The sequence below is a fragment of the Myxococcus guangdongensis genome, assembly GCF_024198255.1.
In the GTDB taxonomy this organism is placed as follows: Bacteria; Myxococcota; Myxococcia; order Myxococcales; family Myxococcaceae; genus Myxococcus; species Myxococcus guangdongensis.
Genome location: NZ_JAJVKW010000005.1, coordinates 702,236 through 725,327, shown reverse-complemented (window position 1 = coordinate 725,327; position 23,092 = coordinate 702,236). Strand labels below are relative to the sequence as shown.

At 65.3% G+C, this 23,092-nt stretch carries 21 protein-coding genes and 1 pseudogene; 4 read left to right on the top strand and 18 right to left on the bottom strand.

The window, feature by feature from the left end; genetic code table 11:
• Nucleotides 1–127: 127 nt before the first annotated feature.
• The 3 genes and pseudogenes from sitA5 to LXT21_RS19550 form a co-directional block, all read right to left on the bottom strand.
• Nucleotides 128–1,123: pseudogene (sitA5, locus tag LXT21_RS19560) on the bottom strand (SitA5 family polymorphic toxin); the annotation flags it as partial.
• Nucleotides 1,124–1,567: 444 nt separating this feature from the next.
• The gene (locus LXT21_RS19555; RefSeq protein ID WP_254039673.1) at nt 1,568–2,437 is read right to left on the bottom strand and encodes a DUF2381 family protein; all 870 of its coding nucleotides are present in this window, start codon (nt 2,435–2,437) and stop codon (nt 1,568–1,570) included.
• A gap of 77 nt (nt 2,438–2,514) precedes the next feature.
• A complete protein-coding gene (locus LXT21_RS19550) occupies nt 2,515–4,332 on the bottom strand; it encodes a serine/threonine-protein kinase (RefSeq protein WP_407667003.1) in 1,818 nt (605 codons plus the stop codon).
• Between the two features lie 182 nt (nt 4,333–4,514).
• On the opposite strand from LXT21_RS19550, the gene LXT21_RS19545 reads away from it, so the two are divergent.
• The gene (locus tag LXT21_RS19545; protein WP_254039647.1) at nt 4,515–4,880 is read left to right on the top strand and encodes a helix-turn-helix domain-containing protein; all 366 of its coding nucleotides are present in this window, start codon (nt 4,515–4,517) and stop codon (nt 4,878–4,880) included.
• A complete protein-coding gene (locus tag LXT21_RS19540) occupies nt 4,873–5,232 on the top strand; it encodes a helix-turn-helix domain-containing protein (RefSeq protein WP_254039646.1) in 360 nt (119 codons plus the stop codon). Before LXT21_RS19545 ends, LXT21_RS19540 begins: the two co-directional genes overlap by 8 nt.
• On the opposite strand, the gene LXT21_RS19535 is transcribed toward LXT21_RS19540, so the two are convergent.
• The 8 genes from LXT21_RS19535 to LXT21_RS19500 form a co-directional block, all read right to left on the bottom strand.
• The gene (locus LXT21_RS19535; RefSeq protein WP_254039645.1) at nt 5,229–6,392 is read right to left on the bottom strand and encodes a serine/threonine-protein kinase; all 1,164 of its coding nucleotides are present in this window, start codon (nt 6,390–6,392) and stop codon (nt 5,229–5,231) included. The two genes, LXT21_RS19540 and LXT21_RS19535, sit on opposite strands and share 4 nt — an antisense overlap.
• 95 nt (nt 6,393–6,487) lie before the next feature.
• Nucleotides 6,488–6,787 carry a hypothetical protein gene (locus LXT21_RS19530; protein ID WP_254039644.1) on the bottom strand — a complete coding sequence of 100 codons (300 nt, stop codon included), beginning with the start codon at nt 6,785–6,787 and terminating at the stop codon, nt 6,488–6,490.
• Entirely contained in the window at nt 6,784–7,287 is a 504-nt protein-coding gene (locus tag LXT21_RS19525; protein ID WP_254039643.1) for a hypothetical protein, read from the bottom strand. Before LXT21_RS19525 ends, LXT21_RS19530 begins: the two co-directional genes overlap by 4 nt.
• Before the next feature lie 95 nt (nt 7,288–7,382).
• Nucleotides 7,383–9,782, bottom strand: coding sequence for a fibronectin type III domain-containing protein (locus LXT21_RS19520; RefSeq protein WP_254039642.1), 2,400 nt, complete (start codon nt 9,780–9,782; stop codon nt 7,383–7,385).
• Between the two features lie 2 nt (nt 9,783–9,784).
• Nucleotides 9,785–10,621, bottom strand: a complete 837-nt coding sequence (locus LXT21_RS19515; RefSeq protein ID WP_254039641.1) for a hypothetical protein — start codon at nt 10,619–10,621, stop codon at nt 9,785–9,787.
• 11 nt (nt 10,622–10,632) lie between these two features.
• Nucleotides 10,633–13,260, bottom strand: coding sequence for a hypothetical protein (locus LXT21_RS45195; RefSeq protein WP_267145412.1), 2,628 nt, complete (start codon nt 13,258–13,260; stop codon nt 10,633–10,635).
• Nucleotides 13,261–13,460: 200 nt separating this feature from the next.
• The gene (locus LXT21_RS19505; RefSeq protein WP_254039640.1) at nt 13,461–13,844 is read right to left on the bottom strand and encodes a phage tail protein; all 384 of its coding nucleotides are present in this window, start codon (nt 13,842–13,844) and stop codon (nt 13,461–13,463) included.
• Nucleotides 13,845–13,879: 35 nt separating this feature from the next.
• On the bottom strand, nt 13,880–14,305 hold the full coding sequence (locus LXT21_RS19500; protein ID WP_254039639.1) for a phage tail tube protein: 426 nt from the start codon (nt 14,303–14,305) through the stop codon (nt 13,880–13,882).
• 560 nt (nt 14,306–14,865) lie between these two features.
• On the opposite strand from LXT21_RS19500, the gene LXT21_RS19495 reads away from it, so the two are divergent.
• Nucleotides 14,866–16,137: a serine/threonine protein kinase gene (locus LXT21_RS19495; protein WP_254039638.1), complete on the top strand. Its 1,272-nt coding sequence runs from the start codon at nt 14,866–14,868 to the stop codon at nt 16,135–16,137.
• On the opposite strand, the gene LXT21_RS19490 is transcribed toward LXT21_RS19495, so the two are convergent.
• From LXT21_RS19490 to LXT21_RS19465, 6 genes are all read right to left on the bottom strand, one after another.
• Nucleotides 16,108–16,554, bottom strand: a complete 447-nt coding sequence (locus tag LXT21_RS19490) for a minor capsid protein (protein WP_254039637.1) — start codon at nt 16,552–16,554, stop codon at nt 16,108–16,110. The genes LXT21_RS19495 and LXT21_RS19490 overlap by 30 nt on opposite strands.
• The gene (locus tag LXT21_RS19485; protein WP_254039636.1) at nt 16,551–16,874 is read right to left on the bottom strand and encodes a hypothetical protein; all 324 of its coding nucleotides are present in this window, start codon (nt 16,872–16,874) and stop codon (nt 16,551–16,553) included. The genes LXT21_RS19490 and LXT21_RS19485 overlap by 4 nt, the downstream gene beginning before the upstream one ends.
• The gene (locus tag LXT21_RS19480; protein WP_254039635.1) at nt 16,874–17,461 is read right to left on the bottom strand and encodes a hypothetical protein; all 588 of its coding nucleotides are present in this window, start codon (nt 17,459–17,461) and stop codon (nt 16,874–16,876) included. The genes LXT21_RS19485 and LXT21_RS19480 overlap by 1 nt, the downstream gene beginning before the upstream one ends.
• Nucleotides 17,462–17,536: 75 nt before the next feature.
• Complete coding sequence (locus tag LXT21_RS19475) at nt 17,537–17,980, bottom strand: hypothetical protein (protein WP_254039634.1); 444 nt, start codon at nt 17,978–17,980, stop codon at nt 17,537–17,539.
• A gap of 27 nt (nt 17,981–18,007) precedes the next feature.
• Nucleotides 18,008–19,111 carry a phage major capsid protein gene (locus LXT21_RS19470; RefSeq protein ID WP_254039633.1) on the bottom strand — a complete coding sequence of 368 codons (1,104 nt, stop codon included), beginning with the start codon at nt 19,109–19,111 and terminating at the stop codon, nt 18,008–18,010.
• Entirely contained in the window at nt 19,108–19,623 is a 516-nt protein-coding gene (locus LXT21_RS19465) for an HK97 family phage prohead protease (protein ID WP_254039632.1), read from the bottom strand. Before LXT21_RS19465 ends, LXT21_RS19470 begins: the two co-directional genes overlap by 4 nt.
• A gap of 634 nt (nt 19,624–20,257) precedes the next feature.
• Between LXT21_RS19465 and LXT21_RS19460 the strand changes: the two genes are divergently transcribed.
• Nucleotides 20,258–21,784: a metallophosphoesterase family protein gene (locus tag LXT21_RS19460; protein WP_254039631.1), complete on the top strand. Its 1,527-nt coding sequence runs from the start codon at nt 20,258–20,260 to the stop codon at nt 21,782–21,784.
• A 1-nt stretch (nt 21,785) separates the two neighbouring features.
• On the opposite strand, the gene LXT21_RS19455 is transcribed toward LXT21_RS19460, so the two are convergent.
• Nucleotides 21,786–23,084, bottom strand: a complete 1,299-nt coding sequence (locus LXT21_RS19455; protein ID WP_254039630.1) for a phage portal protein — start codon at nt 23,082–23,084, stop codon at nt 21,786–21,788.
• Between the last annotated feature and the right edge of the window lie 8 nt (nt 23,085–23,092).

The following is a 23,092-nucleotide window of genomic DNA, read 5'->3' as shown; positions in this document are numbered from 1 at the left end:
CGTCGCTCAAGACGTTGCCCATTCTCCGGGCGGACTCCACGTCCTACCCGGGCGTCAACGTCTCGGCCCTCTCCTTTGGCCGCTTTTCAGGGGACCTTCATTGGCCGGTTTTGGGTGACCACTGAGGCGTGCAGATGTGATGCACAGGCCCCACCTCGTCGCCAGGGAACCGGCCCTCCCCATACATCGCAGGGGCCGCCGCGGCTCCCGGCGCCAAGGCGACGTTCAGGACTCCCGCAGCGGACATCGCGATTGAAGTCACGCCGCCAGTCATGGCCGCATGAAGCTGGAACCCCGCCTCAGCCTGGGCTCTGAGCGCGGCCTGAGGAAAACCTGGGAGTCTGGGGCCTTGGGCCGCCATCGCACTCTTCCCCCCGAGCCCTGCCATGACAACGAGAACCAGGACACGCGTGCCGTTCGTTCCCAGTACACGCCCAAAGCGATGGCCGATGTCCTGAAGCGCGATGATGCTCGTCGCCATCTCGGCGTCATCCCATAACTGGACGAAGCCCCGCCCAATCTCCCAGACCGGAACGACACCGAGGTAGGCGACCATCGCCGCTGTCAGCGCGACCGCAATGACCTTGGTGACCGGCTCGGGCAGAGCCATTGTGAGCAGCATCGTCAGGGCGGCGGAGGTCACCATCGCCTTGAGTACCGTGGGATTCAGCACCTTCCCGGCCTCTGCTTCGACACTTTCCCAGACGGTATCGAGCGCGAAGGACAGCGCCATCAGTGTCCTGTCCTTGCGCGAGAACGTCAGCCCCGTTCCGCCCACCAGCGTCAGGCACCCATCACCGTCAGGGCAGATGCGCGATGATAGGGACTCCAGGGACGCCCCGGATCCCGAGTCCGTGAGCCCCTTCGAGGATGCGAGCAGCGTCCTGGACCGTACCCACCCTCGCTGGTCGGCCGCATCGGCTTCGCGGAAGGCGACGTCCATCCTCAACTCGAGGATGAGCTGAGCAAGGGCTGTCCTGAATTCCTCCTCGCTCACCTCGACTGGAGCGACCTCTTCGGACTCGTGAACCATCGTCCTGCCACCCACGTCGACGTGGACGACCCGAGGCGTCGCGCATCCACCTGCAAACAGCAGCAACGCGACAGACCACACGATGCGCATAGAGCCCCCCCGATATGGACGCCTCCCAGGATTCAGAAGGCACGACACCTACGGCACGAGGAGCTTATCGGGCGCCCTGACGGGACACTGACCTGGTCCACCCCCAGCTCAACGTCCGCAGCATGAGGAGGAGGCCACGGCGTAGAAATGAAAAAGCCTCCAAGTCACAAGGACTTGGAGGCTCTTTCGGGTTGCCCAGGGCGGGATTCGAACCCGCTGCGCCGAGCAACCCATTCCCGAGGTAGGATCGCCTTGACCCGCGATTTTACTGGGGATTTCGGCCAGCGGTTGTCCCAACCAGTCCCGTCCTCTACCCCGTGATTCCCCCGTGGAGGGGCTATATGGGGGCAATAGGAATCCGCTCGTGCGGGGCTGGAGGCCCACCTCCTCCTCGCCTGCCCCTTGGACCAAGAACCACGGTTTCCTGCGAGCGCTCCGCCACGTTCAGGGGAACGTCACGTTGCCTATCGTGACCGTCCGGGGACCGTCGGCCTCCCACAGCTTGAGAGAAAATGCTCCCCGTGCAGACTCGGCAGTTGCCTCCGCCTCAATCACCACCTGACCAGTACCTCCCGAGGTCACGGGCGATTTTTGCCACACGCGAACCACCTTCAATTCAGCGCCAGACGTCCCACGGAGTGCAGCTCCGCTGACGAGCCACGGCCGCTCTCCCCTCAGGCCGCTCAGGAAGACTTCCAGAGCTACGCGCCCTGTCGAGCGGTAGCTTTGGGCCTTGAATGGCTGGAGGGCATTCCTCGGATCTGACGAAATAGTCTTGGTCACGATTCGACCAGTGACACCGTTCGCGTCGATACCACCAGTAGCCAGCAGTCCTGCTAGACCCCCTGGGGCACCACGTTCCGACACCAAGCGCGCGTTATCCTCCTGGCAGCGCACTGTCTCGGTTCGCGCCTCCCTAGCCTCCTGCTGGTACGACTCTACGGTCCTTGCGTTCCGGTACACCTCAACAACACTGTCTGCCCTTGCAGGATGAATCGTCAGCAGAAACGAAGCACTGGGTGGTGCGGCACCATCTCGGAACCTCACCGACACTCTAAACTTTTCCCCAGGCGTACCCCGCCCCGATGGAACTAACCGCATCGTTGTGCGGCCTACGTCGACGTTCGAGAAGATACTTCTGCCCTCGACGTCGGCCCCCTCTTGAGTCAGCTCTGAATCGAAGAGAATCACGGTGGACAAGCCTGGACTGACTGTAATCTCGGTCAACGCCCCCGAATCGTCCGGCCCCAGTTCAATGCGCCGAGCGCCATTCCCCGGCGACATGGCACCTTGAGCCGAAGCGCCGCCAGCCATGAGCGAGATCAAGAGGAGAACGACCGATGATGTTACTCGCATCCGTCCGCGACTCCCTCATGCAGCACCGCGCCGAATTACTCAAACTCGCTTACCGCTCGCACTTCCCCGGTCGTAAACACACGGGCCGAGGTAGGCCCCTCATCACCCGACTCTCGCTCGAGGCCCTTCACTAAAGCTTCGGATTGCAGTTCCAGGCACACGGGGAATCTCTTTCCGTCACGAGTACGAGCATGCGTGAATCGACCATAAACGCGGTCACTTACGATGAGTCGCCCATAGAGAACCGTGTTGTCGGGCATGCGCTTCCACTCGCCGAGCAGCCTCACCTCTGTTGGACCATCAGCCACTTTGATGACCTGTGGCTTGCTGACCAAAAAGGTCACTGGATAATGGTCTCCCACCTCGACGCCCCACTTCTCCATCACCTCGACTGCTCTATCCGGACACGGCTCTGGGGGAGGTTGCGGACGTACCTGCGCCCCAGGGCACGCCAACCCCGCGCATGCCGCCACCGCAACAATCGCCCTGCTCATGACGCCCGCGCCCTTTCTGGGGGGCTTTGGTGCCGCCGGAATCTCGGTCTTCTCCATCTTCACAGTTGTGGCCTCAGGGAGCATCGCAGGGGCAGCGACGGCCGCAGGGGTGGACTCCGTGACAGAGGGGGGAGCTGCGGCGCGGACAGCTTGGGACGAACTCCCAGGCCGCGCTACTTCCTGACGCGGTGGCCCAGGCGACGTGCGCCAGCTCCACACCACCACGAGCACCGCGAGCAGCGCCATTGCCGCGAGGACCCATGCTCGGGAGGTCGGCACGGGCCTCGGAGCCTGCTCCGTAGCGGGCTCCGCCCCCAGCGATGGAGCCCGCGCATCTTCCCAAGTCGGCAGTTCCTTCCTCGGCCGAATGCCACGTCGAGGCCGATGCAGCGGTTCATTCAGCCACCGGTCGTGACTGTCCCGCTCACCTTCCGTCGTCGCGGTGTCCTCACCGTAGGCGTCGCACAGTGGCACGTCCCACGTCGTGTCTGCCCCTTGGAGCATCTCCTCCAGCGCCTCACGGAGAGCCCCCGCGCTCGGCATTCGGGTCGTCGGGCTCTTCGCCAGTAGCGACATGCACACGTCACTGAGTGCCGAGGGGACGCGGTCATTCACCGCCCGAGGAGGGAACGCCTCGTTCGAGATGATGACGTCTGCGAGCGTGGAGTGGTCTCCACCGAAAGGTGGGTGCGCCGTAAGCAACCGGTAGAGGACCACGCCCATCGCCCACAGGTCGTCAGAGGGCCCCGGTGTGTAGATGGCACCCGGCACACGGGCATTCTCCCGGAAGTAGCTCCATGCCTCTGGGGAGCGGTACTCGGGCGTCCCAGGCGGGAGGATGTCCACCGTGAGCCCTGGCGCCCCTGCGTAGTCTCCGACACCGAAGTCCACCAGCTTGGCCGCGCCATCCGCAGCGCGCACCATGACGTTGAACTCCTTCACGTCACGGTGGAGCACTCCGGCTGCGTGGGACGCCTCCAGCGCCCGCGCGACGTCCAGCACGACGCGCGCCACCTGCCTCGCGGAAGGGTTCTCCTCAGACGCCCAGACGTCCAACTGCCGCCCTTCCACGTACTCCATGACGATGACGCCGAATTCCGGAGACGCCATCGGCCACTTCCCGAAGCCGTGAATGCCCACCACGTTGGGGTGACTCAGCTTCAAGAGGATGGAGACCTCACGCTCCACCCGCCCACCCACGCGCGCCAGGTCCAGCAGCTTGAGCGCGTAAGCCTGGCCCTCACACCGCGCGAGGTACACGGCACCGAACCCACCGCTGCCCAGCCGCCGCTCCACCGAGTAGCCCATCACCTGGACACCGGGAGAAAGCACCGCGAGGGCAGGCTCTCTCAGCCTCACAGCGTCCGTCTCCTGGCCATCCGGCCCTCGCTCATGCGCTCACCCTCCCAACTGATTGAGCACCCTAGCAAATGGCCTACCCAGCAGGGAGTCCCTCTTTTCGGCAGGCACACGCCGAATGACTTCTGACATCTATCATCAGCCTCTAGACGTCTGACATTCAATTCCGCTACGAAGGAGGCATGCGAAAGGCCACGTCCGCCTCCGAACTTCGCCAGCACCTTTCCTCCATTGTCGGCCCCACTGCCCGCGCAGCTCGAAGCCAGCTCGGGCTCACGCAGGCCGAGGTCGCCCAGCAGATGGGACTTGCCAGCGAGGTCTACAGTCGACTGGAGCGCGGGAAGATGCTGCCCAGCCTGACCACCCTGCACCGACTCTGCGAGGCGCTGGACGTGTCGCCCGACGAGTTGCTGGGCTTCACGCGGGCCACGCCTCCCTCCACGGAAACGCCGGCCCGTCGTCGCCTCTTCTTCCGGGTGCGGCAGTTGGACGAGACTCGGGCGCGAGCAATGCTCACCCTCCTCTCCCGCGGGAAGTCCCATGAATGAAGAGCTGGCAATCACCATCGGCACCGCCGCTCGCGAAGCGAGGGAGAAGCTGGGAATGACGCGGGCCGAGGTGGCCGAGCGAGTGGGTCTCGTGGAGCCCGCCTATCGCCGTCTGGAGCGAGGAAAGGTGCTGCCCAGCGTCACAGTGCTCCACCGTCTCAGCCAGACGTTGGGCCTCTCCCCAGAAATCCTGCTGGGCACAGCGCCCCAGGCCCCAGGGAAGAAGGCACCTCGCCCCCCTCTTCTGGAGGCCGAAACGCCCGAGCTGCGCCGGCTGCTCACCCTCGCGCGGAAGCTCGACGGGGAGAAGCTGGACGCGCTCCTCCACGTCGCCGCCGTCCTGACGCGCTAGTCCTCGTCCGCGAGCGCCTCGAGCTCGTGCGCGTCGAGGCCCTCCGGGTAGAGGCCGGCCTCCCCGAACTCGACCACGTCACGAAGGCAACTCCCCTCCGAGATGACGCGTGCGACTTCCTCCTGGGCATCCTGGCGCCCGTAGGACGGATGCCGCTTCGTCAGTGCCGCGCGCAGCACCGCCCCCAAGTCCGCCGCCGTGGAAAATCGCTCACCAGGGGCAACGCGCAGGGCTGTATGGAGGATGGCTTTCACGTCGGGCGAGAGCCCTGCCACCGCCGACTCGACATCCGCCGGACTGAAGCTGGAGAGCAGCACGCGCATCTGCGTCAGCGGCAGCGAGGGGAACTGCTCGGCCTGCAGAGGACTCAACCCCCTGGGCGGCGAAGGCACGTCCTCCACGTCGAAGAGGTGCGTGCCCGTCAGCAACTCCACGAGCACCACGCCCAGGCTGAAGATGTCCGAGGCCGGGGACAACGGCTGGCGCTCCAGGTACTCGGGGGAGGCATAGGCGACATCTCCCCGGACGAGATTGGCGGGGGACTCCAGCCGCCCCACCATGAGGGAGTATGCGGCGCCGAAGTTCGCCAGCTTCACCCCTCCGTGCGTCCCCAGGTAGATGTGCCGAGGGTTGACGTCCCGATGGATGATGCCCAGCGGTCTGCCGTCCTCTCCGCGCAACGTGTGGGCGTAGTGCAGAGCATCGGCAACCTCCGCGCCGATGTAGAGAGCCAACGCCTCGGAGACGGGCTTGCCCCGGGCCACGCCCGCGCTCACCAGCGTGTCCAGCGAGGGCCCGTCCACGTACTCCATGACGACATGCGGGGTGTTCCGGTGAATCTTCAGGTGGAAGACCTGGGCAATGCCGGGATGGGTGAGCCGGAAGGCGAGCTGGATTTCATCTGAAAGCCGCTTGCGCCCTTCGTATGTCGACGGGCTGGGAAGACGCCGTACGAGGCACCGGCCCGGCACCTCCTCTTCCAGCGCATAGCGGTGCGCCTGGAGTAGCGCCTCGCCCGTTGGCATCCGCACCAGCTCTCGCACCGCCTCGTAGCGGACACCGCCCACAGTGAATAGAGGCTGGGGCGTGTCCGGAGTCGCAGGTGGAGGGGGGACGTGGTGCTGCGCGGGGTGTCTGCCGCTGTCAGTCGTAGAAGGCATGCGCTCCTCGGAAGGCACTACGGGACTTCCGAGGATTCTCAACGAACAGGACTAATAAAGTCCACATTCCGCGAACTTTACGAGTCCCTCCCTCCTCAACGCGCGAGCTGCGCCACCGTGAAGCCCAGCCCCACCCCGAGGGCCAGGGCGACCAGCACCTTCACCAGTGGCACGTCGCCCGCGTGCTGGCGTAGCGCGTCGTTCTCCGCCTGGAGGCGCCGCACCTCCCGGGCCGTGTCCACGCACCGCTGGGTGGACAACCAGCAGCCCTCGGAGACCTCCACCGTGCGCCCGTCCTGAAGCGTCACGGTGGCACGGGCCACGCCCAGCACCACGCCCTCGGCGCGCACGGGCCCAGCCAGCACCAGGGCTAGCACCAGGACGGAGAGCCTCACGGCTTGCGGCCCTTCTGGAGCTGCTCCAGGACGGCCACCGCCGCCGCCTTCCCAGCAATCTCCCCGACAGCCAGGTCTCCCGCCACCTCGGCCTTCCGCGTCACCTCGTCACCGAAGAGAAGGGCCTTCAGCACGGAGAAACCACCCGCCGCGCCCAGGCCAATGCCCAGGGCCTTCAGCAGCAGACCCCAGGTGAAGGACTCACCCGCCACCAGCGCGTTGGACACCGCGCCCGCCACAGCCACTAGCACGGCGAGCACCGCCCCCGCACGAGCGGACTTGAGCCACGGGAAGAGAGAGCCGCCGAAGCGGCGCAGCGCGTACACCACCGCCACCACCGCGAGGGACGCGGCGAGGGCCCAGTTGCGCGACGTCACCGCATCGAAGACGAGGCGCGCGAACTCCTCGATGCGGCTCGGGTCCGGAACACCGGGCGACGCGGCGGCCAGAGCCGGAGCCGCGAGGAGGAATGCAGTCAGTACGAGGGATGGACGAAGCATGGGAGAGCCTTTCGCGCGCGGGCATGCGGCGACATGCCGCACCGCACCCGCTCTCCCTCTTCAATGGGGACACTTTCCGGCCGTGGCCCACGCTGCTACTGCTCGGTGCGGTAGCGCACCCCATCCAGGCTCACCCAGGCAGTTCCCTGCGGCACCGCGTACACCTGCAACGTGCCATCCGGGTTGAGCTGGCCCATGCCCATTCCGTGGCTTGTCGGCAGCGGGAGGACTCGCGGACTGCTGGGACGGTAGCCCGCAGGCATGCGGTACACCGTGACGTAGCCCACCGTCCCCGGGCGCACGAGGCCGCGCATGGACACCTCGTTGTCGCTGTTCTTGTAGTAGCCCAGGGGCCACGCGCTCACGTCCCACGGTGTCCAGCCATTCTCCAAGTCGTTGAGCTGGTCCGTGCGAATGGTCGCCCATGGCTCCACAAGGCCACCCACGCGCTCCAGCCGCACGGAATCGACGTAGGCCCAATTGCCGTCCAGTCCGAGCCACGCCAGGAGTCGCACCTGCACGTAGCGCGTCCCAACCGGAGCGGCGTGGAAGCCTGTGAGGCGCTGCCACCCACCCGAGGGCAACGCACGACTGGTGTCCGAGGTGGAAAGGAGGTTGAAGGCCCCGTCGTACCAGCAGAGCTGCACCGTCAGCACGGGGCCCGACGCCGACGCCGACGCGAGCGCATCCACCGAGTACCTGTCCCCGGGCCGAGCAATCATCGCCTGGGAGTCGAGACGCGTGCCGTTGGCCAGCAACCGCACCGCACGTCTACCGGTGAAGGCGTCCTCCGTCACCTGGGCATGCCCACCCCAGAGCCCCTGCCCCATCGTCCAGGCGTCGGGCGGCGAGGACTGCGTGCTCCACGCCTCGAAGTCCGGGTTGGGTGGCGAGTCTCCGAAGGCCACGCCCGGAAGTAGCGTCGCGGGCGTCACGTATGCCGTGGTGACGGCCACCGCCTCGGAGGGAGCCCCCACGTTGCCCTTCGCGTCGCGCCCCATCACCCGGCAGAAGTACGTCACGCCGGGCAGCAAGTCAGGCACGTGGAAGGACGTCGCCTTCCCGCGAGTCCGGAAGGTGGCCGAGGAAGGGGTGAAGCCCGCCTCCCGTGAGACGTGCAGCTCGTATTCGTCCCACTTCGGGCCGGAGGGCGCGGGCGTCCACGCCACCGTGAAGCCGTTGACGGTGGGCGTTGTCTTCAACTGCTGGGGCGCCGCCGGGCCAGTGAAGGGCGCGCTCGGAGCGATGCCGGGCCGTGCGTCGCGCTCCAGCCACTCGCGCACCGACGTCGAGGGTTGGCCACGCAACACCAGCTTCATGCGCGCGGTGCCGTCCGTCGCGCATTCGTGCTCAAGCTCCTGCACCGCGAGCCAGTGCGCCGTGTCCAGGCGGACTCCGTCCGGCTCCAGCCGCACCACATCTCCCAACTCCATGCCAGGGTGCGGGTCCACCGTCAGGCTCACCGTGAGGGGCGACACGGAGAGGTCCGCCACCGCCGCGTCCGCGAGGCGCTGTGCCTCGGCCTGGGTGTTGATGTTGCTCGTGTCCTCCTCGGCCACCTGCATCCACCGTCGCCCCACCTGGGCCCGCGCCGTGGGGTTGCTCGCCGTCACTCGCTTTCGCTTGGGGACTCCCGAGTCGTCCAAGTCGTTCCTGTCGCTGTAGACGACCTCGACGTCCGTGCGGATGTCCACGAGCTGGCGCGTGACGGAGTCCAAGTCCTGGTACTCGTCGGGGCCATAGGCCCACTCCTCCACCGTCTGGAGCCGGTCCGGCGCGTAGAGCGTCAGCGCGTAGCTTCCGGCGCTCGCCCGCCACTTCATGCGGCAGTCCCAACCGATGCGCTGCGCGAGTGTCCGCACGGCATCCAGAATCGGCTCCACCTTCTGCCTGTACTTTCCGCGTTGGGAGAGCGGGTCCACCGGCACGTAGAGCCCGAAGCTGGCCATGCCGTTGTCATTGCAAAGGGACTGGATGATGGACTGGACGGGAACGCCCACCGTGTCGTCCCCGTATTCGCGCTCCACTTCAATCAGCGTGTCCTGGAGCAATCCGCCCAAGTCACGCCCCACCACCTTCAGCTCCTCGGGCCCCGCGTCCACCTCGTCAATGCGGCCACGGAAGACCTCGAAGAAGTCCTCCTCCCTGGGCACCTGGCCCGGCGCGGCCAGCCCCAGCTCGACGCGGAAGTAGGCCGCCTCGGCCAGCAGCGGCGAGAAGCTCCCGCGCAGCGTGTTCGCGAGCGACTCCACCACCAAGGGAGACAGGGACAGACGCCCTCCACCCGGGCCGTTGCGCGCCAGGGACACCTCCGCCTCGGCCACGGGGGCGTCCAGCTTCTCGTTGATGCGCACGCCCAGCACCCAGTCCGCGCCGAAGAGGACGTTGAGGTTGAGCCACGTGCCAAGCCCATCGCGCACCCAGACGCGCGGATGCGTCGAGTACCCCGAGGGGCTGGTGAGGAGGGCAGCCTGGAAGGCGGACAGCGGACGCATGCTCAGCGCTCCTGCAACTCGAAGTCGAACTCCTGGCCCAGAACTCGAGCGCCGCCCTGCCACCACTCCACGGCGCGCCCCTGGCCCGTCCTGCCCAGCACCACGCGCGGCTCATAGAGGGCAGAGCCCGTGGCGAGGTGGTACGGGTACGGTGCGCCGAAGGGCTGACCCGCGCTGTACCAAGGCACCACCCACGAGGACGGCGCCACCCACGGCAGGACCACGAGGTCATCCACCAGGAGGGCCACGTTGCCCGGGTTGCCGATGCCGCCACCGAAGCCCCCGGTATTGCGCAGCGCCACGTCCCCGCCAGGTAGCGCCCCCGCGCTGTCCACGACGAGCGCGCCACTGTTGGGCGTCACCCTGTCCTCGCGCCCGTTGTCCGAGATGAAGTGCCCGGCGCGGTGGAGGTAGTGCGTCCAGGTGGCACTCCCCTCCAGCTTCCACCAGTAGGCCACCGTCCACTTCGCCGCCAGCGCCGTGGGCAACGTGAGGCTGGAGCCGACCTCCATGCGCAGGCACGCGGCATACCGGCCGCCCGCGACACCCGCCGTCACGGTGCCCGTGGTGGCACTCGGAGGAAGGAACGCACTGCTGCGCAACGTCGTGTCGAAGCTCCACACGTGCCCCTCGCCCCGGATGAGGCCGCGGTACGCGCGGGCATCCTCTTGGGAGAGCGGGCCGGTGTTCCCCCCGTAGGCGAGGACTTCGCGCCGCTCGCTGGAGCGAAGCCACCCGGAGAAGGCGCGGCGGTGCTCCCCCAACAGCGTGGGCGTGTACGTCAGCCCCCTTTCCGTGAGCACCGGCAGGGGGATTCCGGAGAGCGCGAGCGCGGGCATGGAGGGAGTCCTCAGACGGCGGAGTAGCGCGAGGCCAGACGGATACGGCTGCCGCTGGTGCGCACGCCCGCGCGCTGCTGGCGCAGTTCCTCGTCCCGGCGCGTCTGTTCCATGGCCGCGTCAATGTCGTAGCCGACGATGTTGTATGTGACGGGCGCGGACAGTCCCGATGTCCCCTTGTCCATGCCCACCCACTGGCGGAAGCGCTCGTAGAACTCCTTCACCCCGGGAGGGAGCTGGACACCCGGTGGGCCCTGGATGGGCGACGAAGGGTGCTCGTCGTCGTCGAAGCCATCCTCGGGTAGCGGCTCCGAGGGTGGAGAGGTTGGCGTCGGCGGACGGGTGGGACCCTCCTGCGGGTTCTCCGCCTCGAAGGTGCGAAGCGCGCGCTTCCAAGCAGAGGGGACATTCGTCAGCGCCTCGGTGGCGCGCGACACCGCCTGCGTGTGCTCGCGCACCCGTGCCGTCTCCTCGGCCCGCGCCATGGCCGAATCCCACGTCATGTCTTGCAGTTCGTCGAAGGAGTCACGCATGGCATCCGTGTCCACCTTCAACCTGTCGAGGCTGCGCGCGAAACGGGCCAGTCCGTCAAAGCCCGTCCAGGAGATGACGCTGCCAAGGGCGCTGATGACCTTCTGCACCGCGCTGACGATGAGGTTCCACACCCAGCCAATCGCCCGCGCCACGGCGAGGATGACGCTCGCCACGAACTTCAGGACTTGAAAGAGCGCCTTCATCACGGGCCCCACCAACTGGCTCAGCGGGTCATGAATGAGGATGAGGACCTTGCCCATCTGCTCAAAGAGGGGCGCCAGGCCCTCCAGTAGTTGGCCCACCATGGCGAGCGGCGGCGCGAGGGGTTTGATGGCATTGCCCAGCATCTCGAAGACGGGCGTCAGCGCGGAGAAGAAGCCGTCAATGACGAGGGAGATGGCGCCCAGGAGCGGCTGGAGCGGCTCCAGCAGTGTCCCCAGGCCATCCGCCACGCGTTGGATGACGCCGTTGGTGGCTTCGACGACGCCCTTGAAGCCCTCGGACTGCATGAGCAGCTCCGCCGCCACGGCGGCAATCGCCCCGTATGCCCCGCCAGCCTGGAGCCCTTGAATGCCCGCGTTGATGAGGTTGCCCAACTGGCCCAGTCCGCCGATGAGCCGATTCACCAGGGCCTCTCGGGCGCTCTCCATCGCGGCACGGGCACTCTCCAGGGTGGCCTCGGCGGCGGCGGCCAGTGACTCAGACTCGCGACGAATCTCCCGGAAAGCAGCGGCCCCGGCGGCCTCCTCGGCGCGGATGCTCGCAACGAACTCGCGGTGCGACTCCTCGGCGGCCTTCTCCTGAAGCGTCGCCAACTCGCGCGCCCGTGCAGCGGCCTCCTTCGCGGAAGCCTCCAGCGCCGCCGAGTCCGTGGGGTGGCGGATGCGGGCCTTGCCGCCAGCAGCGCCGCCCGAAAGCTGCGCGACGAGTGCGTCAATCGCCCCCGTCAGGTGCTCCAGCTTGAGAGCGCGGGCGATGTCGGCACCGAGCCGCTGGGCACCCGCCGCGCTGGAGCTCAACCCGAAGGCGGCGCCCTCCGCGAGCGTCCGTCCCGCGCCCGCTACCGCCGCGCCCACGGCCTCGGCCGTCTCCCTCGCGCCCGTCCAGAGGAGTTGGGCGCCCTGGCCCAACGTGTCGAGGAGCTGCTGGCCGGTGAGGGTGGACACCGCCGCGAAGGTGTCCGCCAGTTGGGAGAAGCCCGCCGCTCTCGCCACGGGCTCCAGGAGGCGCGAGACACCGCGCACCAGAATGGCCACGCGCTCCAGCATGTTGGCGGCGGCACGCTGGAGGAAGTCCCCGAGGACCGCGAACGCCCGGGAGAAGGCATCCGCGATGCGGGAGGCCAGGTGCCCCAGCCGCTCCCCGAGGCCTTGGAAGAAGGCAGCAAGGCCCGTGCTCGAGTCCTCCCAGGCCGCGTAAACGGCGCCCGCCAGCAGCACCACGCCCGCCACGGCAGCAGCCACTGCGGCCAGTGGCGCCAGCAACGTCCCGAAGGACAGGGCCAGCCGCGCAAGGCTGCCTTTCACCGAGGGCACGCTCACCACCAGCCCGCCCATGGCATGCGTCACGTTGTCCATGCTGCCCGCGAGCGAGGCCAGGGCCGTGGACTTGTTCAGCGCGTTGAAGGCCGACAGGAGCAACCCCGTCCCGGCCGCCACGGCCTCGACACCACCCGCCACCTTCCCCGCCGCCATCAACGCGAGCCCCGCGCCCGACACCCAGAGGGCCATGTCCAGGGCGCTCGCCTGCACCGAGGGCGAGAGGGACTGGAAGCTGGCCACCATGCCCTCCAGCCCATCCGCCACGCGCTTCACCACCGGCATCAGCGCGTCGCCAATGTCGGCGGCCAGCGTGTAGAGCAGCGAGGTAATCCGCTCCACCTCCTGGGACATGGCCGCGTTGGACTGGGACGCCGCGGCCACCGCACCCGCGAGTCCCGCCGCCACCACCGCGCCAATCTCCCCCAGGGCCCCCGCCTTCTCCTTCACCTCCTTGGCGGCCTTCTCCACGCCCTTCACCAGCTTGGCGAGGTTGGCCATGGCCTCGCCAATGGCGGCAGTCACCGCGACGTAGAGGTCTCCGACTTTCAGCCCGCCGCCTGACACGCTTCACCTCTTCGGACGTTTCCGGAACACCGTCGTCGCTGTCTTCGGCTCGCCGCGCGGCCCAGCCTTGGAGGGCGCCACGCGCAGATCATCCGCCTCCATGTCGCAGTAGGCTAGGAGGTGGACGACGTCCTCCCAGGCCCAGCCGCGCACCTCGTCTGGAGACTGGCCCGTCAGCTTCACCACCCCGTGAAGGGCCCTCAGCTCGGGGTGGTCTCGGAGTTTCCCTTCGCGCTCTCCAGCGTCGGGCTCGCGAAGGCCGAGGCCAGCTCGCCCTGGACTTCCTCCAGCCAGGGCTCGTTCTTCACCTCCGGCACGTCGGCCTCGGTGAAGACGCGCGTAGCGGTGCCCGGGAAGTACAGACAGCAGGCAGCGATGCGCGCCATCATCATCATCCCGGCCGCCTCATCCACGGGCTGGCGGTTTTCGCCCATCTCCCCAGCGGCGCGGGACGCGGACAGCACGTCCAGCTTCTCGCCCAGCGTGGGGCGGCAGATGTCGAAGTCGGCGCCGTCCAAGGTGACGCGCCTGTGGAGGGTGCGGCGGGTCCCCAGGGGCTTTCGGTGCATGACGGGTGCGGACATGGGTGTCTCCTCGGAGGTGTGGAAGCGAAGGCCGGCTACACCGCGACGGGCGCGCCCTGGCCGGTGAGGGTGGCGGAGAAGGTGACGACGTCCGTGGAGCTGCGCCCCTCCTCGTAGGACGTCACCGTCACCGGGTAGCGGTAGCCCTGGCTGCCCACGGGCGCCGTCTCGTCTTCGATGATGGTGAAGAACACCATCGCGTCGGACTCGAAGGCATCGCGGAGGACCTTCTGGGGCGCGCTGCCCTGGAAGACGTGGCCCGAGAGGGGGATGGTGAAGGACTTGAGGGTGCCCTTGCTGCGCTTGTACCCATCGCCTCCGAAGTAGTTGGCGTCAACGGTGTCCTTGGCGCGGTTGACGGGGGCCTCTGTGACACCATCCAACGCGTCCACCTCGGTGGGTGCGGTCTCTGTGGCACCGATGTAGAGTTTGTCGAAGAAGGCTTCTCGGGGGTGGGCCATGGGGAACCTCTCAGCGGGCAGGGAAACGTCGAGCGAGGAAATCCTGGAGGACGGCGGCGACACGACGGCGCGCTCGCCCCCGGGCGCGGCGGAAGGACTTGCGGAGGAAGTGAGAGGGCGGGTTGAAAATCTGTGCGCCCCAATGCCAGCCCTCGTGGATTGGGCCAGCGGACTGGTGCGAGTAGCCCGCAGTCCAGGTGGTGGAGAGGGGCGGCCCGAGGTTGTGGCGAGGGCCATCCAGGAAGCCCGTGTCTCGCAGGTGGCCGTCAGCCCCGTCCTTGCCCACCGGCACCAAGAACAGGGAGTAATCGAGGGCAAGCCGCACGATGTCCCTGCATGGCACATCCAGCACGCGCAGCACCTCAGAGGGAGAGCGGCGCAGGCGCTCCAGCGTCACAGCATCGACTTTGATTCGAACAGGCATCCCACTACTTCTTTATGGGGACGCTTTCTAGAACTGGCCCAAGAGGCCATCCATCCGCCTATGTTGCCCCTTCAGTTTCAGTCTGAACGAAACGAAACAGCCCAAAACACGACCACCCACACACAGCAAACAAGCCATGCCCCTTAAGTTCCCTTCAAGCTGGCGGTTCGACGCCACCAAGATCATCCCAGCCGTTCCAGTCGCCCTGATCAACGAACTCCACGCACTAGCAGTTGACCTCTCAGATCAACACAGCGACCAGCAAGAAATAGTCGAGATATTCAAATCGCACTTCGGAAATCGTTCTGGCAGTTCCAACTTAGACTGGGCAGTCTCCGATCTCCGGGGCGCGATGGAGGAAAAGAAATCCAACGCCGCAAACTTCATCTCCGCCTACTGGTCTGCACTAGAAGAAATCCAGGTGAAAGGGCTGGAAACGCCTTCAGCAGAGTACATCAATTCCCTCATCAATAGCCACGGCATACCCTTTGCAGTGCGCCCTCCCAATCTCGTCAAAATCACCGAAGCCCAAACGGCAGGAAACTATTTCACAAAGAGCCACATAGCTACAAACAACACCGCCACCTCCTCCCTCAACAGCCTTCAAGCACAGCCTCAGCACCTCTACATCCGAGGCAACCTTATCGGACAAGGAGCGTTTGGCTCGGTCTACAGAGCGACACGACAGACCAGCGGCGGCATATTTGAATTTGCCCTCAAGCTTCTCGACCCAAGCCCCCTCAACGAAGACATCGAAAAAGCCAGACCCAGATTCCGAAGAGAAGTCGAAGCCATCCAGAAACTCCAGCATCGCGGAATAGTTCCCTACTTCGATGCCGGCTTCGACACAGACGGTCGACCGTTTCTCGTAATGCCAATGATTCACGGAGAGAACATCAGAGACGCAGCCAGCGCCGAACCCTTCTGGCAACGCGTCTCTCTCATGACCGAAGTCCTCGATGCAATGCACCACGCCCATCAGAACGACGTTCTCCATCGAGATCTCAAGCCAAGCAACATCCTCGTTCGCAAATCAGACAAGCAACCCATCGTCGTAGACTTCGGGTCAGCATACATTGTCGACAATCTCGATAAAACCTCCCTCACAACCCAAGCCGTAGGGTCTCTTGGCTACATCCCATCGGAGGTCATTGCAAACCCCAAAACCAGAACCTCTCTCCACGACATATATTCATGCGCCGTGATCACATACGAACTAATCGCGGGGCATAGACCTGATCCTGCCGACTATGAACCTCTCGAAAAAATCGCGCCTGAACTCTCACCACTAGATCCAGTCCTCAGGAGGGCGCTTGGCGCGGCATCAAAAAGACACACTTCCGCACTAGAACTCAAGAACGACCTCGTCGCAATCATCTCACACGCAAACAATAGACCCCTTCGATGAAGCGAGACATTTGAGCATGACATTCAGCACCCAGCGGTGCCGATCTGCGCCATCCGTTCCCAGGTAAACCGGGGCGCTCTCCTCGGCGCGAACGGAGACGCCCAGCACATCCGGCGTCTGGTTGAGCACCGCGAATACCGCGAGCGCGAGAGCTTGCCCACCTTGGAAGTCCTCGCGCGCCGAGCGGATGCGCACCTGGCACCCAGGGGACAAGTATGCGGCCCGTCCCACTCCGAGGTACGGCAGAGGTCCAGCTCCGCCCGTCACCACCAACGCCACGGCCCTATCCGGCACGCCGCCATCCACCTCGGGCATGGGCGAGGTGAAGAGGTTGGCGCCTGGAGCGGGCGGACGCGCCAAACCGAGCCCCGCAGCCTCCAGCACCGCTGCCAGTTCGGCCGCAATATCCCGGCTCACAGCCACATCTTCCGGAAGCGCACCACGCCCGCTCCGTCCACCAGCTCATCCACCGCCACGGGCCGCCGAGCCCGGTTGAAGTCGGACACGTCCTCTCCTTGCAACCAGAGGCGGTGTTGCAGCGTCAGCGGCGCCTCCGTGTAGATGACGTGAGAGGCAAGATGCTCGTTGCCTGCCGCATCACGAATGAGTCTCCGGCTCGGCTGGACACGTGCCCGAGCAGGGGACACAGGCCCCAGAGTGGGCTTGCCATGCGCGTCCCGTCCCAACACCAGCGCGTAGGAGATGACCTGCCGGAACCTGTCCGAAGGCGACGCCATCAGCTCACCCGATACAGGACATAGGGAGCCAGGAGCGCCTTGGCTGCTCCAAGAATCGGACTCTTCCCCTCGGCCTTCGCAGCAAAGTAGCTAACGCTCCAGTCCCCGATGGACTCGCTCGCGACCATCGCGTCCACGCCACGCGAGCGGTAGAGCTGAACGGCCGTGAGGACGGCGGCCTCCTGAACGTCCTCCGGAAGAGTCACCGCCGGGGCACCATCGAGCGCCTGCTGTCCCGGCGTGACATAGCCCCCGTCATAGACGACTCGGAGTCCGTCCGCGTCCCCCTCGAAGTCGCCAAGCATCCCGGACACTCCGCCGCCCGTGCGCACCGTCGCCCGCCACAGGCCGCGCCGCCGCCGCAACATGCCGGACTCGGCCAAGCCTCCGGCAATCTCATAGTCCTCGGCGGGAACCAGGTGTCCGTCCTCCCAGACTCCGGACACCGCCAGGACGGGAGGGCGCTCCAGCAGCAGCAACGGGCGTCCGTAGCCGGCCGGGTACTCCACGAGGCCCGCGCCTCGCTCGAATACCCGGCCGCAGTAGCCCGCCACGGCTCGGCTCGCCGCCGTCACAAGCGCTTCCATGCGTGGCGACACCTGGACACCGAGGTCATCGGCTACCGTGGAGGCGAGGCAGAGGTCCGCAACGGAAGGCATGGCTCACCGCACCGGGAATTCGTCCGCGCCGCCGAGGACGAGTGCCGCGCCCCACTGCGCCGTGTCTGTGCCCGCCGCCGACAAGTCAGGCGTCACTTTCAGCCGCACGAAGCGCTTGCGATTGGCGACGCGCAAGTCCACCCGAAGGCAGAAACTCTGAGGGGCGGTGGCACCAGCCACCACCGTCACGGCATTAGCCAGCGTCTCGTCCGGGCCGAACGTCACCCCGTCCTCGGACTCAGCCACCTTCACCGTGGCCTTGAGCGTCTGACCCGCCGCGCAGTTGGTGGTCCCCGTGAAGAGGAGCTGCGCGAAATCGAAGCCGTTGCGGTCTACGGCACCGCCCGTCACCTCAACGGCATCCCCGGCCCCGCCGGCCGTGAGCGCTCCACCCGCCACCCCAACGGCCTTGTAGAAGACTTGGAAATCCTGCGTGCTCGCGTGCATGTCGTGTCTCCTGGTGAGGCCACGGGCTCAGTAGCCCTTGCGCTCCGAGAAAGCCTTGTCGTGCCGCAGCTTGAAGTCCCCTCGGCAGATGCCCCGGAGCGTCGTCTCGTCGTACTCGGCTCGGACGTCGTGCTCGGACAGCACCAGCTCCGTATCCACGCCATAGAGGAGCTGGTCCCACGTGCCGAACAGGATGCGGCTCGGCGCAATCCGCGTGGACGCCTTGTAGGGGAAGCCGCGCAGCGTGCCCCGGTTGAGCATCTCATCCCGGAAAATCCACGTGCCGCCGTCCTTCAAGCCGAGGAGTGCCGTCTCTCGCGTCGGGTGCAGCAGGAAGCCCGGACGCCGCAGCTTGATGTTGGCCTTGAGGACGTCCTCCACCATGCCGTCCACGTCCGCGAGGTAGTGGTCCGCACTCGTCCCGCTGCGGGCCTTCGAGTGCGCGGAGTCCATCTGCGCGAGGACCCCCTTGGGATTGGGACCCTGGCCGTCGCCGTTGAGGGCCGCCTCGTCCATGCCATCCGCTGCCGCCTCGCGGAAGTCCTCGGCTACGCCCGTGTCACCCACCGCAGGGTTGCGCAGGAGGTCGTTGGAGATGTCCGCGAGAATCATCGCCTTGTGTGCCTTGAGGACGACCTTGCCGTGAGAGGGCTGGGACTTCTCCACCTTCTCGCCCTCTCCAATCCACTTGAAGGTGACGCTCCCCGTCTTCTTGCCGAAGTGGAGCTCTCCCTTGAAGGGCACGGGACGCGCGCCCAGCGCCAGGACAACGGAGTCCGGCCGGAGGAACTCAATCATCTCCCCCGCCTCCTGCACTGGCACCAGGACGCCCGCCGAGGAGAAGACGCTCTCCTGCACTGCCTTCTGGACGTCGGCGCCACCGAAGCGCTTGGCCTGCTCCAGCACCGCCTCGCGCGTCGGGTTGCGGCCCGCGTTCACCACGGCCTTCAGGTACGCGCCGAAGTCGTTCAGGCTCTTTAGGATGCCGGGGACCTGGTTGTCCTCGGGCTTGGCCTTCGCGCCAAGAAGGCCCGCTAGCCCATCCCTCTGGCCTTTGGCCTGTTCCATCATCTGCGCGGCCACGAGGGGCCCCAGGGACTTCGCCATTTCCTGCATCTGCTCGGGGGTCATCGGCTCTCCTGGAGGTGCTGCAAGAGGGCCTCGGCCGTGTGCTTGGCCAAGGCGTTGACGTCGGGGACTGGAGGGGGCGCGGCCATGCTCCGCTCGCGCGCATCGAGAGTGACTACCACCGCCTCGGCTACGTTCTTGATGAAGGCGGCGCGCTCGTCCGCCAGTTCCTTCATCCTCACCGCACGCTGATTGCCCGGAATCGTGACGACGGAGATTTCGAGTAGCTCTTGCTGCTCGCAGTCGAAGCCGCCGCGCTCGTTCTCGTGGTATTGGTGCATGAGGTAGCGCACCGACACAGCATTCAGAATGCCGCGCGCGACTTTGCTCTCCACCTTCCGGGCGAAGTCGTCTTCCTGGTCGAACTCGATGTCCACCAGCAGGGCATCGCCCTGGACGTATGCGCGCCCCTTTCCGATGGGCAGGACGTCCTTGCGGCCGGTGCCGAAGATGCCGCCAGAGCCGTCGTCGTGGTTGTAGAGGACGACGGGGTTGGCGTTGAAGGCGTCCAGCATCCAGCCCTGGACGCTCAACCGGTCGTTGTAGCGGTCAAAGTCGCCGTCGTTGGCGCGGAAGGTGTGGAGCCTCGGTGCGCCCTCGACGGGCTCAGGGGCGTCCTTCTGAACTGTGAAGAGGCGGGCTCTGGAGAGAGGGCAAGGCATTCACCTCTCTTTATGGGGACGCTTTCCTCAAGTGGCGCGGAGCGACCAACATGGCAGCAGGCCCCGTACCGTTCGGGTCATTGGTGAGGCAGAAACACCCCACTCAGCGAGGGGTTCTCGTACAAAAAGAAGCTCTCGACGTCACCGCTTCCCTGCCATATCCTTATCTGGTTGATCGTTTCACTCAAACCCCAAAGTAGGCACTTAGTTCAAAGGAGCTTTACGTGAGAGAACTGGGACACTATTTGAAGATTCGCTATGGCCTTCCTCCCGAGGAACCCAACGACTATCAGCTTGACCAGATTGTCCGTGCGATTTCCGAGTTCGTACGAGCGAATGGTCGCGAGCCCAATGATCGAGAAACGGGTGAAATCGTTCGGCGCTTTTGCCCACGAGCAGGCACGTACAAGTACGCGTCCGACGTGAATGCCGAGCTTCGACGTCAAATCGCACAACTCGCAGCTCAAGCTCGAAAGTAGGTCCGCGCATGGAAAGCCCTCTTTGGTTGAATGCAATGCCCGAAATTCGGAGCGCCAAGGCCGAGGCTCAAAACGCCATCAGCGCGTTTTCCGATGCGCTAGCGGCTCTCAATATCGGGCTAAGAAACGGGCTCCCCAAAGACGATATCGACAAACTCTTTGGGAATGCACACACCGCTTGGTCGACCCTAATTAATCGAACCGAAAATCTATCAGGCCTCGGATTAGCTCTCGCGGCAAACTATCCAGAGCAAGCAAAATACCTAGTGGCTGGCACTACAATCGAACTTCTTGAGAACATCCTGGCGGCGGCCGAGGCTCTCGCCGCATATGGTGAGGAGGCCGACCCACTGGAGCATGTTCGAGGTCAACCGCGCGTACTTGAGGCCTCGCAGAAGCTCATATCAATCACTTTCCCCGACTCAAGCCCGCTACTCAGAAACAGATTTGAAAGCCTCGGCCTCCCAACCACAGGCCTCACAACCACCAAACAACAAACAACAACGCCTCATTCCATAGTACCACCTGACGACCTGACGGACTACATCAAGATCCTACACATCTCCGACCTCCACCGAACAAATGACGAGAAAGTTTCCAACCCAGAAGTCCTAAACGACCTTCTCGCAGCCATCAGGACATTCAACGACGGCCCTTTCGATCTGATAGTTTTGTCCGGAGACATCACGCAAGAAGCAACGGAAGATGAATTTAAGGAGGCCGAGCAGTTCCTCGACGACCTTGCCACCAAGCTCATGAACGGGGTCCGCGAGCGAATCATTGTCGTACCCGGAAACCACGACATCAATTGGAAGGCAGCTTCCGCAGGCAACTTCAAGCTAACTCGCGGCACCGTCCCAGAAGATGGAAAGCAGAGACCAGGACTGGTTGTCGTCCCCAACGGCTATATCCTCCCGACGGAAGAAACAGCACAACAGGCCATCTCTAACTTCCGAGACAGTTACCATCGTTTCTATAAAACAAACTACCCATCTGTCACTCAGGAACGGTTCCAGTTTCTTGAACCCAAGGACTTGCCTATCGGAATCCTCGCTCTTGACACGATCATTGGCATGCACCATTTCTCCGATACGCCTCATGTGGATCGAACAGCTCTAATTGACGGTCTCCAGAAAGCCCAGGCTACGGCAAAGCGATTCATTGCCGTTGGACACCATGGCCCTATTCGCCTAAGAAACCAGCACGACGGAGTCGAGGGATGGTGTTTGGAGCGGCTTCTCGACGGCCAAGCCGCGATGTATCTACACGGCCATGTCCACGAAACGCAGATATCTCACTTCAGCCGCGACGGCATCGTGGGAATACCTTGCATTGGTGTCGGCTCGCTTGTTGCGGGCCCACGGCAGCGCCCAGAGTCATCTGCGCGCCAATACCATGTGATCCAATTTCCGCTCCGAGGACGTCGCGGACGTGTCTTAGTTCGTCGAAAAGAGCGACGTGACCGTGCTTGGCAGAAAGACACGCGCTTCGGTCCCGCAACATCACCGGTCGACCATCTCGATTTTCATGTTTAAATTAAAGCTCTGAGGCTGGCTCATTCTGTCCACCCGTCGTCTGGCCCGGTAGCAGGAGTGGGTAGCCCTGCCGGTTTGGATCGGGACGAAGCCCCGCCAGCTCTCGCCATTCGTCATAGCTGAATGCCTCCGGCATCGTGCCCATGACACGGAGTTGGTGCTCGCGGTCTGCTGGAACGGGGCTGTCGTAGTCGAGAATTGCCCCTTCGTCGCTCAGCAGCGGCACCAGTCGCATCTGGTACTCGGTGCGCAGGAACTCCATTCGCGGCAGCGTCGCCTGCTCGGCAAGGTTCTCCCGCGCCGCGAAGGCCGTGGCCTTGTTGGAGCTGGAGATGTCCCCAACAATTTCCGGGGGCACGCGGAAGGTCATCCGGATGAAATCCATCAGGAAGCGGCGCAGCTCCACGAGCTGCATGTCCTTGAAGCTCGTGTCTAGACGCGCAAACGTCACCTTGCCGCTGGTGATGAGTAGCTTCCCCGCCTTATCCGGTCCCTGGTGCTCGCGCGCCAGCGACTCCTTGAAGGCACGCGCCCCCGCGCTGTTCGCATCGGAGAGACCCTCAATCGAGGCGATAGCGGGCGGCAGCATGTTGTTCCAGAAGGACGTCTTGAGAAACCGGGCCACGTACTCGTCCGTATCAAGTTCGTCCCCCAACGCGTAGGCCGGACCGATGCCGCGCCCCAGTGGGTCTTCGGGGTCCAGGTTGCGCAGGTGCAACACGTCACTGGCTGAAATCTCCCGCGACACCTTGCCAACCGTCACGGTGTAAGTGCGTTGCTCGCGCGGCACGTCCAGCGCAGGCAGGCGCGTGACGGTGCTCGGTGGCACCGGCCAGAAGCCCACCGGTATGCCACCCACGCGCTCCAGCACAAGGAACGCCTCGCCCACCAGGTCCAAGTACACCTGAACGAGCTTCGTCACGGAGCGGCCCGTCAGGTGGTCATTCGGGTCCGAGAGCAGCTTGAGGACGGGATGGTCCGGAACCTCCTGGGCTTCGCCCGCCTCCAACATCGCTTTCAGTCGCCCGGAGCGGACCTCGCGCGTCGCGCTCCGTAGCGCATAGTCCTTCACGGGATGCCCGTCCTTCTGCACGCGGCGGTAGACGCGCCACTGCACGCCTGCCACCGAGTCGGCCACCACGTCTACCACCGCGCGCAACCACGGCATCTCGCGGTAGGCGGCGAGGAGCTGTGCGGTGCCCCGACGCGGCGGCGCCTGCTGCCAGCGCGCCAGCTCCAGCCCTGTTCCCTTGCGGGGCTCGCGACTCACCGCCGCCTTCATCCGTTCCCAGAAGCCCATCACCACCC

What these genes read in the sequence shown, in the direction of transcription:
- LXT21_RS19465 (WP_254039632.1), bottom strand. Translation starts at nt 19,623, where the DNA reads ATGCTGGACGCCTTCAACGCCAACCCCGTCGTCCTCTACAACCACGAC.
- LXT21_RS19545 (WP_254039647.1), top strand. Translation starts at nt 4,515, where the DNA reads ATGCGAAAGGCCACGTCCGCCTCCGAACTTCGCCAGCACCTTTCCTCC.
- LXT21_RS19480 (WP_254039635.1), bottom strand. Translation starts at nt 17,461, where the DNA reads ATGGAAGCGCTTGTGACGGCGGCGAGCCGAGCCGTGGCGGGCTACTGC.
- LXT21_RS19525 (WP_254039643.1), bottom strand. Translation starts at nt 7,287, where the DNA reads ATGCTTCGTCCATCCCTCGTACTGACTGCATTCCTCCTCGCGGCTCCG.
- LXT21_RS19505 (WP_254039640.1), bottom strand. Translation starts at nt 13,844, where the DNA reads ATGTCCGCACCCGTCATGCACCGAAAGCCCCTGGGGACCCGCCGCACC.
- LXT21_RS19500 (WP_254039639.1), bottom strand. Translation starts at nt 14,305, where the DNA reads ATGGCCCACCCCCGAGAAGCCTTCTTCGACAAACTCTACATCGGTGCC.
- LXT21_RS19475 (WP_254039634.1), bottom strand. Translation starts at nt 17,980, where the DNA reads ATGCACGCGAGCACGCAGGATTTCCAAGTCTTCTACAAGGCCGTTGGG.
- LXT21_RS19555 (WP_254039673.1), bottom strand. Translation starts at nt 2,437, where the DNA reads ATGGCTGGCGGCGCTTCGGCTCAAGGTGCCATGTCGCCGGGGAATGGC.
- LXT21_RS19520 (WP_254039642.1), bottom strand. Translation starts at nt 9,782, where the DNA reads ATGCGTCCGCTGTCCGCCTTCCAGGCTGCCCTCCTCACCAGCCCCTCG.
- LXT21_RS19540 (WP_254039646.1), top strand. Translation starts at nt 4,873, where the DNA reads ATGAATGAAGAGCTGGCAATCACCATCGGCACCGCCGCTCGCGAAGCG.
- LXT21_RS19460 (WP_254039631.1), top strand. Translation starts at nt 20,258, where the DNA reads ATGGAAAGCCCTCTTTGGTTGAATGCAATGCCCGAAATTCGGAGCGCC.
- LXT21_RS19515 (WP_254039641.1), bottom strand. Translation starts at nt 10,621, where the DNA reads ATGCCCGCGCTCGCGCTCTCCGGAATCCCCCTGCCGGTGCTCACGGAA.
- LXT21_RS19470 (WP_254039633.1), bottom strand. Translation starts at nt 19,111, where the DNA reads ATGACCCCCGAGCAGATGCAGGAAATGGCGAAGTCCCTGGGGCCCCTC.
- LXT21_RS19485 (WP_254039636.1), bottom strand. Translation starts at nt 16,874, where the DNA reads ATGGCGTCGCCTTCGGACAGGTTCCGGCAGGTCATCTCCTACGCGCTG.
- LXT21_RS19455 (WP_254039630.1), bottom strand. Translation starts at nt 23,084, where the DNA reads ATGGGCTTCTGGGAACGGATGAAGGCGGCGGTGAGTCGCGAGCCCCGC.
- LXT21_RS19495 (WP_254039638.1), top strand. Translation starts at nt 14,866, where the DNA reads ATGCCCCTTAAGTTCCCTTCAAGCTGGCGGTTCGACGCCACCAAGATC.
- LXT21_RS19535 (WP_254039645.1), bottom strand. Translation starts at nt 6,392, where the DNA reads ATGCCTTCTACGACTGACAGCGGCAGACACCCCGCGCAGCACCACGTC.